General features: G+C 50.9%; 13 protein-coding genes. All 13 read left to right on the top strand.

The window, feature by feature from the left end; all coding sequences use genetic code 11:
* On the top strand, window positions 1-771 hold the full coding sequence (locus tag MPHASIOC01_RS25090) for a hypothetical protein (RefSeq protein WP_353613528.1): 771 nt from the start codon (window positions 1-3) through the stop codon (window positions 769-771).
* A 3-nt stretch (window positions 772-774) separates the two neighbouring features.
* Window positions 775-1542, top strand: coding sequence for a hypothetical protein (locus MPHASIOC01_RS25085; RefSeq protein ID WP_353613527.1), 768 nt, complete (start codon window positions 775-777; stop codon window positions 1540-1542).
* A gap of 198 nt (window positions 1543-1740) precedes the next feature.
* Window positions 1741-2007, top strand: coding sequence for a PAAR domain-containing protein (locus tag MPHASIOC01_RS25080; RefSeq protein WP_064598105.1), 267 nt, complete (start codon window positions 1741-1743; stop codon window positions 2005-2007).
* Window positions 2008-2010: 3 nt separating this feature from the next.
* Window positions 2011-3174 (top strand): hypothetical protein, encoded by a 1164-nt coding sequence (locus tag MPHASIOC01_RS25075; RefSeq protein WP_353613526.1) that lies wholly within the window; start codon window positions 2011-2013, stop codon window positions 3172-3174.
* Window positions 3161-6526, top strand: a complete 3366-nt coding sequence (locus tag MPHASIOC01_RS25070) for an ImcF-related family protein (RefSeq protein ID WP_353613525.1) — start codon at window positions 3161-3163, stop codon at window positions 6524-6526. Before MPHASIOC01_RS25075 ends, MPHASIOC01_RS25070 begins: the two co-directional genes overlap by 14 nt.
* Window positions 6527-6771: 245 nt before the next feature.
* A complete protein-coding gene (locus MPHASIOC01_RS25065) occupies window positions 6772-7149 on the top strand; it encodes a YkvA family protein (RefSeq protein WP_156519059.1) in 378 nt (125 codons plus the stop codon).
* Window positions 7150-7853: 704 nt separating this feature from the next.
* Window positions 7854-8537: a thermostable hemolysin gene (locus tag MPHASIOC01_RS25060; RefSeq protein ID WP_064598163.1), complete on the top strand. Its 684-nt coding sequence runs from the start codon at window positions 7854-7856 to the stop codon at window positions 8535-8537.
* On the top strand, window positions 8534-10099 hold the full coding sequence (locus MPHASIOC01_RS25055) for an AMP-binding protein (RefSeq protein ID WP_353613524.1): 1566 nt from the start codon (window positions 8534-8536) through the stop codon (window positions 10097-10099). The genes MPHASIOC01_RS25060 and MPHASIOC01_RS25055 overlap by 4 nt, the downstream gene beginning before the upstream one ends.
* Entirely contained in the window at window positions 10096-11004 is a 909-nt protein-coding gene (locus tag MPHASIOC01_RS25050) for a TauD/TfdA family dioxygenase (protein ID WP_353613523.1), read from the top strand. The genes MPHASIOC01_RS25055 and MPHASIOC01_RS25050 overlap by 4 nt, the downstream gene beginning before the upstream one ends.
* 13 nt (window positions 11005-11017) lie before the next feature.
* Window positions 11018-11929 carry a hypothetical protein gene (locus tag MPHASIOC01_RS25045; RefSeq protein WP_353613522.1) on the top strand — a complete coding sequence of 304 codons (912 nt, stop codon included), beginning with the start codon at window positions 11018-11020 and terminating at the stop codon, window positions 11927-11929.
* Window positions 11926-13293, top strand: coding sequence for an MFS transporter (locus tag MPHASIOC01_RS25040; RefSeq protein WP_353613521.1), 1368 nt, complete (start codon window positions 11926-11928; stop codon window positions 13291-13293). Before MPHASIOC01_RS25045 ends, MPHASIOC01_RS25040 begins: the two co-directional genes overlap by 4 nt.
* A 16-nt stretch (window positions 13294-13309) precedes the next feature.
* On the top strand, window positions 13310-14089 hold the full coding sequence (locus MPHASIOC01_RS25035; RefSeq protein WP_064598971.1) for a helix-turn-helix transcriptional regulator: 780 nt from the start codon (window positions 13310-13312) through the stop codon (window positions 14087-14089).
* Between the two features lie 110 nt (window positions 14090-14199).
* On the top strand, window positions 14200-14694 hold the full coding sequence (locus MPHASIOC01_RS25030) for a hypothetical protein (protein ID WP_353613520.1): 495 nt from the start codon (window positions 14200-14202) through the stop codon (window positions 14692-14694).
* Window positions 14695-14873: the final 179 nt, after the last annotated feature.

The raw sequence follows: 14873 nt of genomic DNA, 5'->3' as shown, positions 1-14873 counted from the left end.
ATGCAGAAAATAGCAATTACACTGATATCCGTGCTGGGGATACTGTTTGTTAGCGGCTGCACTGTCAGCCGCCCGGTTAACCGAACCCTTTCACCACCGGAAAATACCCAGTGGGTAAATATTGAAATTGCCAACCCGTCTCCTTACACACAACCTTTTCCACTGGAAGTCAGATATATTTCCTACAAATGCCAGAAAAAACGCATAAGCGGGTTTGACGGTTCGGTTATTTCTGAACCCAGTTATGGTTCTGTGCGTGTGCCGATGCAACAGAATGGCAATATCTGGCGCGGGAAAGTTGCCATAACCGGTGGTGGAATATGCAAGTGGACATTAAGCACCATTACCTTTGGGATTGAATATATTGATGCCACGCATATGGGGAAAGATCTTGTGCCTGGAACGGGTGTTGGTGCGACATTCGCCTTTGACGGCGATGCTCTACGTAACGAGAGGTTTTATATAGAAAAAGGGAATGATATAAAAATTGAATCTGACTATTATCCTTTAGTTCATTCAAATAAAAGAATTCATGGAAATGATATTTTGGAAATTTTTGGGGAAGAAGATTTTCTTAAAAAGAGACTGATTTATGATGTCGGTGATGATGTTTTTATTTCTTTTTTACCTAAATTGGATGAATCCAAACAGGTAAGGCTTGTTGCACCTGAAAAATATAAAGTTGGCGAGTTTTATAAAATAATTTACCCAGATGGTGCCGTTGTCTCGGATGGTTCTATTCACCCGGATATCAGAAGAATGGGGGAATAGCGCATGCAGAAAATAACAATTTCACTGATATTCGTGCTGGGGATACTGTTTGTTACCGGCTGCACTGTCAGCCGCCCGGTTAACCGAACCTTTTCACCACCGGAAAATACCCAATGGGTAAATATTGAAATTACCAACCCGTCTCCTTACACACAACCTTTTCCACTCAGGGTTCGGTATATTTCACACAAGTGCAAGAAAAAACGTATAAGCGGGTTTGACGGTTCAGTGATAACGGAACCCAGCTATAACGCGATGCGTGTGCCGATGCAGCAGAATGGCGATATCTGGAGCGGAAAAGTTGCCATAACCGGTGGTGGAATATGCAAGTGGACATTAAGCGCCATCACTCTGGGTATTGAATATATTGATGCCACGCATATGGGTAAAGATCTTGTGCCTGGTTTCGGCGTTGGTGCAATAATCGCTTTTGATAATGATGCGGCGCGCAATGGGCAATTTGATTACCTATATACTAATGAGGTGACTATTTTACAAAAATACTACCCAGTAATTAAAACCAATAAAATGATTCGAGAAAATGATTCGTTACATCTGTTTGGTGAGGAGGATTTCATGAAAAAAAGAGTATTGGAATTAAATAAATCAGTAATGATTGAATTTTCTCCTGTCTTGGATGAATCGAAAATCGTAAGAATGGTGGCTCCTGAAAAACATAAGCTGGGAGAGTTTATTAAAATAATTTACCCGGATGGCACGGTCGTTTCGGATGGTTCTATTCACCCGGATATCAGAAAAATGGGAGAATAGCGCATGCAGAAAATAACAATTACACTGATATCTGTGCAGATGCAACAGAGTGAAGGTATATGGAGTGGGGTAATATCTCCCTATAAAGTTAAAGATTCGCATATATATACCCTGGTGTAAAAATATAATGGCTTATTTAAATGGGTTTTATGGAATAAAATTAATCAGCCTTTAAATATTAGCTAACAGGAGTTGAGTATGACAAAAGGATTAGTTTTACTGGGCGATAGAACTTCACATGGCGGTAAAGTTATTTCCGCTTCTTCAAATATTATTGTCAATGGGAAAACAGTTGCTTTAATTGGCGATTTGGTGAGTTGCCCTGTTCCCGGCCATGGTACAAACCCAATTATTGAAGGGTTGCCACACCGCACATTTAATGGCCGTGCGGTTGTAGCCGATGGTTGCAAATGCCAGTGCGGGTGTACTGTCATTTCCAGTGCAATAAACAGCACGGTAGGGTAACCAATGGGGTGGAAACGGTCTAAAGCGGCAACGGCGGTGTTGCCAGCGGAGCCAGCGCTGGGGCGGTGGCTCCTGGTTGGCGTTATTACGGCTGTTGTGGGGATGATGCTGTTTATCTTACATGCCCTGGGCAGGGTCAATGTGTTAACAGTTTTCAATATTTGGTGGCTGTCGTTGAGCCCTGTGCTGGGTTGGTTTTTTCTGTTTTGCCTCCGTGGCTGGCTCTGGGGCAGGGCTGTGAATGAGCATCAGTTTTTACATAAGGAAGCCAGGTATGGGCAGCAACAATGGGAGCGTTGGGCAGAGCGCTATGTGGCTGTGCTGGGTAGCTGTATCCTGCTTCCTTCAGGCGTCACTGCAAAATCTATTGCTAAAGCCAGTGCCGCAGAAGCGGAGCCATTTCTTTCCCGAACTTGTCATTTTGGCGCAGAGCCGCCGGTCACTGTCGCTTATCTGTTAAAGCAAGGGGTTGCCGGTGTGCAGCGTGCCATCTCCATGCTGCCTGATTCGGTACCGCTTAATGTCACCGTTGTGGCTGACTGCATTGCCGGGGGGGCAGAAGCTCTGTTCCGTGAGGCATGGGGCAGCGTATTCCCTGAACGAGCGCAGCCAGCTTCAGTTTCATTTTGTGACTCTTTTTCTTTTGCCTGGGTTGCAGAGCGCCTCAAACAACCCGTTCTGGATATTGATTTGGTCCTGCTATTACAAAATAGCGGTACTGAACAATATTCCGATGCACTGGCGAGTGTGCTCCTGGCCAGTGACGATGTCGCCGAAAAATTTCAACTCCCTCACGCTGCCCGCATTTTGCGGCCAATGCCGCTGGATATGGCTAATTTCAAAGCGGATATGGGGTTGTTTCTGGAAACACAAACAGCCGCCTGCCAGGCACACAATCTATTTTGCGACACCAGTCAATGGCATGAGCGGCTTGCTGATGTGATGACCGCAGGGTTCACTTACCAGGCCTCATGGGAGCCACAGGAAACAGACGTGATGGAAAAATACAGTGGAATTCCTGGCACCGGAAGCGCCTGGCTGCTGGCAGCCCTGCTTTCCGATATTGTTGCTGTCAGAAAAACATCGGTTTTAGGGCTGTTTACTTCAGATTCAGAGCATTTTATCAGTACCGTTACCTCAGGGAGTGAAAGTAATGACGTTGAGTAGTGCATGGGGCAGAGGAGGGCTTGTTGGTCTTGTTGTCTTCATCTCATTATTTATTGGGGGCCTTCTCTTTCATTTTGGGCCTCAGTATGGCCTTGATACCCGACTGAAACTGGGGGCAGTATTTTCAGCCACATGGTTGATGTTGCTAAGTATTTTCTACATGCCATTTATCTTCCGGTTTATGCGGGAGCAATTTCATCGCTGGAGTGAGCAGAAGAATAATGCCTTGCCTGGTGACGAACTGAGGATTACTTGCGGCACACCTCCTGATGCTTTCGTTGCTGCTATTCGCGCTGCAATGAGCCACCTCCACGGCCGTTTCTGGCGGCACAAAATCCGCATGCTGCTGGTAACCGGGACGGTTTCTGATGTGGAGCAACTGGCGCCGGGCCTCACCCGTGAGCGCTGGCTGGAAGACGGCGGTACCCTGCTGTTGTGGGGCGGAGACCCGTCTGAGCCTGCCGACAACGCCTGGCTGGCGGCGCTGGGTAAGCTGCGTTACCGCCCGGCAGATGGCCTGGTGTGGGTGACTTCCGCTTTCGACCAGCTTGCCACGACCAACCCGGAACCCCCGCGCCCGCTACCTTCAGGCAGTGAGATGAACGCGCTGGTGCATGCCCTGCGTGAACGCCTGGCGGTGGCGGGCTGGCAACTGCCGGTGTATGTCTGGTCGCTGCACCCGCGGGCCGGGAAGCCGGCAGGCCGCACCGTGCAGGCCACCGGCTGCCTGTTGCCTGCCGGGTGTGATTTGGACACACTGGCACAGACACTGGCGTCCATGGTACCGGAGCTGGTTTCCCGGGGCGTACAGCAGGTGTGCTGCCGGGTGCCGCACCCCTTTCTGCTGGCGCTGGCCGACCAGCTGACACGCCAGCCTGCCAGTATCACCGGGCCGCTGTCGGCAATGACAGGCCCTTACCGTCCGTTTCCCCTGGCCGGAGTGGTCTTCAGCCAGCCCTGTTCCCCGCCGCAGCCGTCTGCGCCGTCCCGCTGGGTTATGGACAACAGCTGGGACGTGTTACCGGCCGGTGTCCGGGCATTACCGCCACCGCTGCGCCCCCACAAAACAGGGACACCCCGGCAGAAGGTGTTATTCCCCGCGGCATGCGGACTGCTGCTGGCGTGGGGAGCGTGGTCCGGCCTGGCGTATGTCAGTAACCGCAGCCATATCACGGATGCCCATGCCCGGGTGGTGGTGAGCGCACAACAAACCCTGCCGCTGGCGGCCCGCCTGCAGGCGCTTGCTGAATTGCAGAAAACACTGGACCGTTTACAGTACCGGGCTGCACAGGGCGCGCCCTGGTATACACGCGCCGGCCTCAGCCAGAATGATGCCCTGCTGGCTGCGCTGTTGCCCCATTACCAGGCCAGTGCACACACCCTGTTGCGGGATGCCGCGGCGGAACATCTGCACTTGCAGCTTCAGGCGTTTACCGCGCTGCCGCCCGGCAGCCCGCAGCGTGAGCGGCAGGCCGGAGCCGCCCGTGACCAGCTGAAGCTCTACCTGATGCTGACCCGCCCGCAACATATGGATGCGGACTGGTTCGCGCACACCCTGTTGCAGCGCTGGCCGGGGCGTGAGGGAGTTAAAGACCCGGTCTGGCAGGGGATGGCACCGTCACTGCTGGCGTTTTATGGCGCACAACTTGCCGCCCACCCGGAGGGGGCGTTACCAGAGGATAAACAACTGGTCAGCCAGGTGCGCACCCTGCTTATTCGCCTGACAGGGCAGCGTAACAGCGAAACCTCCCTGTACCAGAGTATGCTGGCGCAGGTGGCGCACCTGTACGCCGACATGCGCCTGGAAGACATGACCGGCGATACGGAGGTGTCACGGCTGTTCACTACCGGCGAAACCGTACCGGGCGTGTTCACCCGCCAGGCCTGGGAGCAGGCGGTGCAGCCAGCCATTGACAGCGTGGTGGCGGCACGACGTGATGAGCATGACTGGGTACTGGCAGACAGCCAGCAGTCCGTGTCGTTGCAGGAGGCCATGGCGCCTGAAGTACTGAAACAACAACTGACGGACCGCTACTTTGCGGATTTCAGTGGTGCCTGGCTGGCGTTTCTTAACAGCCTGCGCTGGCAACGCCCGGCCACACTGTCGGATGCCACTGACCAGTTAACGCTGATGGCGGATATACGCCAGTCGCCCCTGGTTGCCCTGATGAACACCCTGAACGTGCAGGGGCGTACCGGGCAGGCCCGGGAAGCCATCTCTGATTCGCTGGTGAAATCGGCCCGAAACCTGCTGAACAGTGGCAGCCAGGGGGTTACTGACCAGCGTACGGGTATGCAGGGTCCACTGGACAACACCTTCGGCCCGTTACTGGCGCTGACGGACAGCTCCCGCACCGGGCAGCAGGAACACAGCCTGCAGGCGTATCTGACCCGGGTCACCCGGGTGCGGCTGCGCCTTCAGCAGGTGACCCACGCGGCCGACCCGCAGGCAATGGCGCAGGGCCTTGCGCAGGCCGTTTTTCAGGGCAAAACCGTGGACCTCACCCAAACCCGCGACTACGGCAGCCTGCTCGCCGCAGGCCTGGGGCAGGAGTGGCGGGGGTTGGGGGAAACCCTGTTTGTCAGCCCGCTGGAGCAGGCCTGGCAGCAGGTGCTGGCCCCGGCGGCAGACAGCCTCAATGCACAGTGGCAGCAGGCGGTGGTCAGTGAGTGGTACCGCGCCTTTGGCGGCCGCTATCCGTTCAACAACACCGGCAGCGATGTGTCACTGCCGTTGCTGGCAAAATACCTGAATACGGATTCCGGGCGCATCACGCAGTTTCTGCAAACCCGCCTGCAGGGGGTGCTGAACCGCGAAGGAAGCCAGTGGGTGCCGGACAGCGCCGGTTCACAGGGGCTGGTGTTCAACCCGGCGTTCCTCCGGGCCATCAATACCCTGAGCCATATCGCTGATGTGGCCTTTACTGAAGGGGAGGCCGGTATGCATTTTGAGCTGCGTCCGGGTACGGCCGGGGGCGTGATGCAGACCGACATGGTGATTGACAATCAGTCGCTGGTGTATATGAACCAGATGCCGGTCTGGCAACGTTTCGCCTGGCCTGCGGATACAGAAGCCGCCGGTGCCCGTTTAAGCTGGATGAGCACCCCAGCCGGAACCCGGTTGTATGCGGATATACCGGGAGCCTGGGGCTGGATACGCCTGCTGGAGCAGGCAACGGTGAGTGCATATCCGGGTGTTGGCAGCAGCTACAGCCTGAGCTGGCAGGCTCAGGACGGGCGGGCGCTGAACTACACCCTGCGTACCGAAGCCGGAGAAGGCCCGCTGGCCCTGCTGAAACTGCGTGGTTTCCGGTTACCGGAAACGATTTTTATTACAACCGGGGCAGGGTGATTTCTACGCAAAATAAACCAATGTAAAAGTCGCGTTTCTTCTATAGATAAGCTAAAGACACAGGATAAGCAGTGATGAAAGGTTAGATAAAACGCTATATATCAAAGGGAGTTTGTTTTTATGCTGTTTGATATTGTTCTGTTTTATCATAATAAGGTGTCTCTGCTTAACATGTAACTTCTTAGTCTGGTGTGAGAACTGGCCTTGCCCCGCGCGGGAATGAGTAACGAGAGGAAATGACCACGATGACAAAAGGACGAATCTCAAAAGCCAGACAATGGGCAAAAAGCATCAAGCGGGACGTGCATGCGGTATGGCTTGCCGCTCGTGATCCACGTACCCCGTGGTTCGTAAAGGTGCTTGCATTGGTTGTCGCGGCCTATGCTGTCTCGCCTGTCGACTTAATCCCCGACTTCATTCCCGTACTGGGTTATGTGGATGACATCATTATTGTTCCACTCGGAATCATGCTGGTTGTGAGGCTTATCCCACCAGAGGTAATGAACGAGCACCGAGAAACCGCGGCTAAAGCTACCGGACAACCGGTAAGCCGCATGGCGGCGGGCGTGTTCATCGCCATTTGGATAGTCTGCGCTATCCTCCTGGTCAGGCTGCTCCATTAAGGTGGCTTGGTATGCCAATAGCGTAACGTGCATAGAGGCCGCGCAATAAATCGCTATATAAGTATTATCCTCTCAATAACGGTTCCGAATAGAGTGTAACTTTGATGGAACTCATCCTGAATTGTGCTATATGATGAATCGCCAAATATCCTAAATTATCAACCTCGCTGAGTTATGCGGTGCGTGGCACCATTCCCCCACTGAGCAATACCTGATACTGAAACCAATTCATCAGTTGTTCTCTGATATTTCCTCCAGGATACAGATACCGAATAGTTGGTTTGTTTAGCCCCCATATTCTGACATTTTGCGAGTCGCAATAGTTTTCGGGGGTACGAGTCCTGGCAGACGGATATTGATGAGTGATTACAAGTAACAATAGTAAGCTGACTTATCATGAGACTATATTATTGTTAATGCTCATGCATAGTTATGCATTTTTTACTGCCGGGATTTAACCAGGTAGTCACATCCCATTCAGGCTTTAATAGTTATTTTCTTTATTTATTTTAACATTTTGTAGCTTTTTGAAATACTTTTAAGTTGATTTTTGTATAATAACTAATTGATTTTTATCGATTCACTTCAAGAGAACTGACTCTTTGTCTGTTCTGTACGGTTTTTTGTCTTAATAGAACATTTCAAAGCGAAAAACAAAGTTTTAACATTATTTATGTTAACGCTTAACCTAAGGGAATGTTAAAGTGAGTGCCTTTCTGCATAAAAAACAGTGTGATGATGCATCTTCAACACGGATTGAAATTATTTATCGGCATGACGAACAAGCTGAGAAATCACGAAAGTATATCGAGAAAATTTATTCTGATAATTACAAGGCTAAGATTAACCCCGATCCGGATATTATTATTTCCTGCCAGAATAAAAGTTCTGGGGAGTTAGTTGCTTGTACGGGGATTTCTTTTGCTGCGCCAGGTCAGCACTTATTTTCTGAACGTTATCTGGATACGCCGTTAGATACATTAATCTTGCAGCAAACCGGGCAATCGTTATCTCGCCACCAGGTAGTAGAAATTGGTTCGCTGGCTTCTGATAATCCCAACGTTGCCGCAGATCTTATCCGTATTGTTCCTATTATTGCGTGGTTAATGGGCAGCAAAGCGATTCTTTGTACCTCTACCCGACGTTTACGTAAATTACTGGCCTTCCATCAAATTCCTTTCACCATGCTGGCAGAAGCCTCTTCCACCCGCCTCTCACCTGAAGAGAAGGCGGCCTGGGGCAGTTATTACGATCAGGCACCACAAACCGGTGTGATTTTACTGGAACAGTGTGGGCATTTGTTTAATCACTTTTGCGGGCGTTTGGTTTTCTCCGAATTTGAACACCTGGCGCGTTCACCTCTGGGGTTATCGCAGGTAGCGGCATGAATATCCTGAATGCAATTTTGGCCCAGGCTGAAGAAAACCCGCAGGCGGCTGCGGTGATCCAACTTCATAAAGATCAGGATAGTCACTATCGGGAAACAATTCACTACACCTATGGCGTGCTTATTCATGAAGCGCACCACCTGGCAACCAAGTTGTTGGCACTGATGCCGGAAGGTGCGCTTGTGGGGGTTGTGATGGGAAACACACCTGAGTGGGTGCTGGCGGATGTGGCACTGTTGCTGGCCAACCTGACTGAAGTCCCGGTTCCGTTGGCATTCTCAGGTGAGCAGGCAGCCTGGTTATTACAACACTGCAAAGTCATTCTGACCGATGAGACAGGGGCCGAACGTTTAACGCAGTGGCAGCAGGGCGGGTTGCAACTCGCCGGGGAGGTGATGGCGATAATCTCTGGTGAAACGCTGGCTGGGGTAGCGCCATTAAAACATACTGCCGCACGAATGGTTGAAGATACCGTTATCAAAGTGATCCACACATCCGGTACCACTTCGCAACCTAAAGGCGTGCAGATTCGTCGCCACGGCTTAGATGCGTTAGTTGACGCGCTTTGGCTGCGCGCTGAAAAAGGGGATTACCAACGTTATTTGAATCTGGTTCCACTGAGCCTGTTGATTGAACAGGTGACAGCTTTGTATATGCCATTGACCTCCGGCGGAGCGGTGGTAATGCCGCCGCGTGATATGCCCCCGTTGGGCAGCCCTGGCGTCACGGCGTCGGAGCGGCTGGCTATTATCCGCCAGGCGAAACCTTCATCATTGACGTTAACTCCTGCGTTGGTCGAGGCGTTAGCAGAAAAAGCTCAGGCACATGGCGAAAAACCTGGCCTGCTGACTGCACTGTTCGGGCGAGAAACAGTGCCATTGCTGGCAGCTGGTGGTGCGCCAGTTAACGCAGAGATCTTGTTCGAGTTGGATAGACTCGGTATCCCGGTTTATCAAGGGTATGGTTTAAGCGAGAACAGTTCTGTCGCCACCTGGAACTCGCGTGGTGCCAACCGTATTGGCACTGTGGGTAAGCCGCTGGCACATGTCGAAATTAGAATCAGTGAAGAGAGAGAGCTTTGCTTGCGTAGCACTTCGCTGTTTGCGGGTTATTCGAATGAAGATCCCAGTAGTTGTTCAGTCGATAAGGAAGGGTGGCTGCATACGGGGGATCTGGCGACCCAGGATGACGATGGTTTTATCTCCATCATTGGTCGCAAGAAAACCATGATCATTACTGCGAATGGCCGCAATATCTCGCCTGAATGGCTGGAGTCCGCCTACCGCGCTGTACCCGGAGTTTTGCAAGTCATCGTCTATGGTGACAGGCAGCAGTTCCTCAATGGCATCTTTGTGGTGGAGGATATTGCAAAAGCCCAAACCATACGTCAGGCCATTGCTACGTTTGCCCGAGAAAATCTCAATGAGATCGAGCATATTGCTGAACCGGTTTTACTCCCCCACACCCCCGAAATTATGGAACACCTGTTTACTGTTACAGGTCGTCCGCGCCGTAACGCCATCTTTGACTTTTTAGCCCAACAAGAGACAGCTAAAGCATGAACATTCGTGAAACTACACACATCAGTGATACCGGGCTGATTGTTACTTCTCTGAACGGAGGTGAGGTCACCAGTCTGTTGCCAGATTACCTGCTCTCACAACTTACCGGGCACGGTTATGTTGTATTGCGCGGTTTTAAACACAGCATTGAACGCTTCTCTCGTCTGGTTCGTCAAACTAGTGGGCGTATTAGTCTTGATCCTGCTCGTAGCTTTAATGGTGATACAGCGCAAAAGGTGGATGCCGGTTACGATAAAGTGGGGTTGCACTGCGAGAATGGCAACAGCCCGTTTTGGCCCGATCTCTGCTGGTTTTATTGCCAAAAGGCACCTGAGTATGGTTCACAAACCACAGTCTGCGATGGCAAACAGGTCTACCAGCACCTCAGCTCACACGCTCGCGCCGCGTTTAGTGCGCGAGATATCATGTATTCCCGCCGTGTGGAAGAAAAAAAATGGAAAACGTATGCTTTCCATGCACTTGCAGGCCAGCCAAATGCTCCCGCCAGTGTAGAAGAGACCACACTGGCGCACTTGTCATCACTGAGCATGGGAACGCCAGGGGCGAGTATTACGCTTAACGATGACAACTCTATTCGCTATCAATTCCAAACGCCGGCTATCCGGGCCAGCCGCGTTAACCCACGGGAAATGCTCAACTTTGCTAACAGTATCTTTGGGCCTTCCAATAACTATGAGAAACCGTTGATCACTTTCGCTGATGGCAAGGAGATCCCTGCTGATCTACTCGCAGAGACCGAGGCTGTGTGCGATCGCTTCACTTATGACATTGGCTGGCAGCACGGCGACATCGTGTTGATCGATAACACCCGTGTGATGCATGGCCGCCGCCAGATCGAAGATAAATCCCGTACTATTTTCAACGCACTTTCTTATATTGCCTGACGGATCATTCCTTATGAATTTTTTTAAACAAATCAATGAATATGCCCATCTCAATTATCTGCATCCTAATCGAATGCCGTGGGAGCAGGCCGCAGTGGGTGACGAACTGGATTTTCTCTCGCGTGCGCTGGTGGGCGAAATGGGTCAGGAAGACAAGGCCGTGGCCTATTTGTACAAAGAACTGGCGCAACTGGCCGAAATTGAAATGCATGTGGCCACCGTTATGAGCCGTACGTTGTGTGAATTGCAGGCCTGTAACACGCCGTTTATTGCCGGGGATGGTCTTTACCACGCGCTTTCGTGTTTCGCAGCTGAAGAAATTAATCACGCCAACAGTTTCTATCAGTATGTTCGTCATCTGTCGGGGCGCGATATTAAGCTTCAGAACAACCTGTTCAGGCAGCGTATCGAACTTTACTGTAATGAAAATGATGCACCTCTGATTAAGCTGGCGGCACTGTGCTCCACGGCGTATGTGGGGGAGTCGGTTATTACCGTCTTCGAGCGACGGCTTAAAGTGTTGGATCCTATGCAACATAGCTTCCTGACGAAACTGCTGCATTTCCATGGGCTCGACGAAGCCCGCCATATTCGGTGCGATCACGCTATTTTTGATGAAGTAATCCCTACCTTTACGGCAGCAGAGCGTAAGCGCATGCATCACCTGATCCAGGAGACGGAGGCGCTGAATACCCAGTTGGCAAAGGCAAGTGCTGAAACTGTCAAAGCGGCGTTTGATTTGGATTACACAGAGGGTAATCACGCTGCGAAAACGCAGTTGGATATGACCATGCGCTTTCGTGAGCAAGTTCAGTCTGGCGACCTGATCCGCAAAGTGGATGACTATATGGATGAAGAGACGGCGGCAGTTGTTCGTCAGTTCTCTCTGGCGTCACGGGTTCATACAGGGTTGAGTCAGTTATGAAAAAGCAAACATTAACAACGGCAGAAATACCACAAAATAATCAGCGCCTGGGTGTATTAGCAGTGATTGCGGCGTTATTTCTGGCTGCCGTGGATAGCACTATTGTTGCTACTGTGTTGCCTACAATCGGTCAACAACTGGGTCACCCGGCCCTCTATCCGTGGGTTATGTCAGCTTTTCTGTTACCAGTAGCATTAGTGGCTCCGTTAGCGGGGGCATGCGGTGACAGACTCGGCGTTTCTGTTACGCTCAAACTTTTCCTGATGTTATTTTTAGCTGCTTCGGTCCTTGCCGCATTGAGCCCGAGTATGCCTGTATTGATTCTGGCGCGGGCGTTACAGGGGGGAGGAGCCGGTGGCATTATTGTACTGTCTTATTCAATGTTGGCAGCCCTGTTTGACATTGATAAACGAGGGAAAATGCAGGGAATGCTGAGTAGTGTATGGGGGCTTTCCGCGATTGTTGGGCCTTTATTAGGCAGTGTTCTTGCAAGCACGCTTGGCTGGCGCATGATTTTTTGGTTCAACCTTCCAGTAGGTCTGCTGGCATTGCTGTTGTTATGGCTGACCCCAGTGGTAGGGAAAGGGGGAGGCAGAGTACGCGTTGATATATTGGCGCAATTGCTCCTGGTTATTCTGGCAAGCAGCCTGTTATTGTTAATGAGCCAGCCGAAAGGTCTGAACGGGATGATACCTGTATTGTGGGCCGCAATGTTGATATCGCTGTTGCTGTTAGGGTTGCGGGTTCGTGCGCGCCCAGAAAGCAGCCCGGTTCCGTTACAATTTCTTCAGCGTAGAGAGTTGGTTGCCGTTATTATTTTAGTGCTACTTTCCAGTGCGGGGTTGTATGCCTCGGTCACGCTGATGCCTTTGGCTTTGAGCCAACAATCTGGTTCAGCAGCAACAACGGGTCTCCTGATTATGCTGGCTGCGATGGGATGGGTGATTGGCGCTGCATTCTGTGGCAGTAAATTGTCCCGAACAGGCTATTTATATATGGCACTTTTCGGTATGTTTTTGCTGGCGGCAGGCGCATTTCTGGTCATTCCTGCCCTGGGGCATCATATGATCGCGCTGGTGGCTGTTGCACTTCTGTTGATCGGGCTGGGGATGGGTTTTACGGCCACTACTACGCTGGTTTTTACACAAAATACAGCACCTGCCGACCGCCTGGGAGCATGGACGGCAACGGTGCAGTTTCTGCGTAATTTGGGGGCTGCATTAGGTGTAAATGCCCTGGCGGCAATACAGCTCCATTTGTCTGGTATTCATGCTTTTCAGGTGTGCTTTGGTATTTTAGGGGTGAGTATGTTGACAGGTTTATGTTTTACGCTGTTGCTACCCCGCACATACCCGAAAAAATAAGTATTTGGTGAAATTAGTGGATCAAACAACAAATTACGATGCATTGGTCATTGAACGAGTTCTGGACCGGGTGGCGGAAGAAGAAAATTTGCCCCACAGCCATCCGCTGGGGCAATTCGTTTTGGTCAATCATGGGGTACTTTACGGGCATACGCCAGATCAACAGTGGTTGCTTAAGCAAGGCATGGCAGTGTGGATACCGCCTGATAAGATACATTGGGGAAGGGCCTATAACCGTGTTGATCTGACCGTTTTCTACATTACCCCGGAGCTGTGTTGTTTGCCTGCTTCCCAAATAAAGCCGCTGGATTCTTCATTACTTATCGTAGCGTTATGCGAGAGGCTGGCGAATGTTAAGCAGCCTCTTACACCGGCACGTCGCAACAGTATGCTACAAATGCTGTTTGAAGAGATAGAAGAACAGCCTGAAAGCAATCTGTCTTTGCCGCTACCGAAAGATAGTCGCCTTAAAAAGGTCACCTGTAGTCTAATAGATAACCCGGCCCAGCGGCGTAGTCTGAGTGAGTGGGGGAGTCTGGTTGGGGCAACAGAGCGTACGCTGGCTCGTTTATTCCGCAAAGAAACCGGGATGCGTTATACCGAATGGCATAATCGTCTACTCCTTACAGTGGCCTGGCAAGGGTTGGCTAATGGGCTTTCTAACGGCCAGATCTCTGCAATGTTAGGCTTCTCTTCCGGCGACTCTTTTGGTCACTGGTTCCGGCGGGTAGCCGATAATTGCCCTGGGAGGGTTCGGAAATGTTTGCAGGACTCCCCCTTGCTTAAGGTTGATTAATCAGAACAAGGCAAATTGACCGTTTCATTCTATAAGTTGTTTTTTTTGAACATTCCTGTCATTTCGTTTCTCACGTACTGTATGGCGCAATGCTCATATAAGTGGAGAAAATGATGTTAAGTTACGATATTACTAAAGTACTGCATGCACTGGCAGCTGTCTCTGCGACTGGTCCATTGCTGTTTTCCCCCTGGCTTTCTGCACGTTTAAAACGTTGTCAGGGGGACAACAAAAACCTGCTGCTAAAAGGCTTGAGTGTGGCTGATACCTATTACAATATCGCAGGCTGGGTACTTATACTGAGTGGCGTAGCCATGTTTTGGTTACAAGACTGGTATCGAGTGTTTCAACTATGGTTCATCCTCAGTGTATTGGTATTTATCATTGATTCAGTTGCGGAAAAACGTTTACGCGATCCAGCTAACAAGGCGTTGACAACACTCCAGCCCGGTGAGCTCGGTTGGGACGAAAACACTGCTCTTTTACATAAGGCGGTGATTATTCAAATGGTATGTACTTCGTTGATCCTTCTTATCATGCTGCTACACAGCCAGTTACAGATAAACCTGTTGGCGCTGAATCCATTCGCTCATTTGCCTGGCTAAATTTAAGTACTGTGGCTGGATGTAAGTTATTTACGTCCAGTATTCGTCATGGAAAGGAATAGCTGCCCTGAGTAATATTTGATTTTTGTGCAGAGGAACGTAGTAACAACTGTCTACGCTTCGTTATCTGAGATATGCCTGATTAGCGTTTTCTGAATATCTCACGGGAGGGCTGCTAT

Origin of the sequence: Mangrovibacter phragmitis (assembly GCF_040429585.1) — a bacterium.
Taxonomy (GTDB): domain Bacteria; phylum Pseudomonadota; class Gammaproteobacteria; order Enterobacterales; family Enterobacteriaceae; genus Mangrovibacter; species Mangrovibacter phragmitis.
This window is presented reverse-complemented; position numbering and strand designations above follow the sequence as displayed.

Coding starts and splice junctions, on each gene's coding strand:
- MPHASIOC01_RS25080 (WP_064598105.1), top strand. CDS start 1,741: ATGACAAAAGGATTAGTTTTACTGGGCGATAGAACTTCACATGGCGGT.
- MPHASIOC01_RS25040 (WP_353613521.1), top strand. CDS start 11,926: ATGAAAAAGCAAACATTAACAACGGCAGAAATACCACAAAATAATCAG.
- MPHASIOC01_RS25085 (WP_353613527.1), top strand. CDS start 775: ATGCAGAAAATAACAATTTCACTGATATTCGTGCTGGGGATACTGTTT.
- MPHASIOC01_RS25045 (WP_353613522.1), top strand. CDS start 11,018: ATGAATTTTTTTAAACAAATCAATGAATATGCCCATCTCAATTATCTG.
- MPHASIOC01_RS25075 (WP_353613526.1), top strand. CDS start 2,011: ATGGGGTGGAAACGGTCTAAAGCGGCAACGGCGGTGTTGCCAGCGGAG.
- MPHASIOC01_RS25090 (WP_353613528.1), top strand. CDS start 1: ATGCAGAAAATAGCAATTACACTGATATCCGTGCTGGGGATACTGTTT.
- MPHASIOC01_RS25055 (WP_353613524.1), top strand. CDS start 8,534: ATGAATATCCTGAATGCAATTTTGGCCCAGGCTGAAGAAAACCCGCAG.
- MPHASIOC01_RS25065 (WP_156519059.1), top strand. CDS start 6,772: ATGACAAAAGGACGAATCTCAAAAGCCAGACAATGGGCAAAAAGCATC.
- MPHASIOC01_RS25050 (WP_353613523.1), top strand. CDS start 10,096: ATGAACATTCGTGAAACTACACACATCAGTGATACCGGGCTGATTGTT.
- MPHASIOC01_RS25070 (WP_353613525.1), top strand. CDS start 3,161: ATGACGTTGAGTAGTGCATGGGGCAGAGGAGGGCTTGTTGGTCTTGTT.
- MPHASIOC01_RS25030 (WP_353613520.1), top strand. CDS start 14,200: ATGATGTTAAGTTACGATATTACTAAAGTACTGCATGCACTGGCAGCT.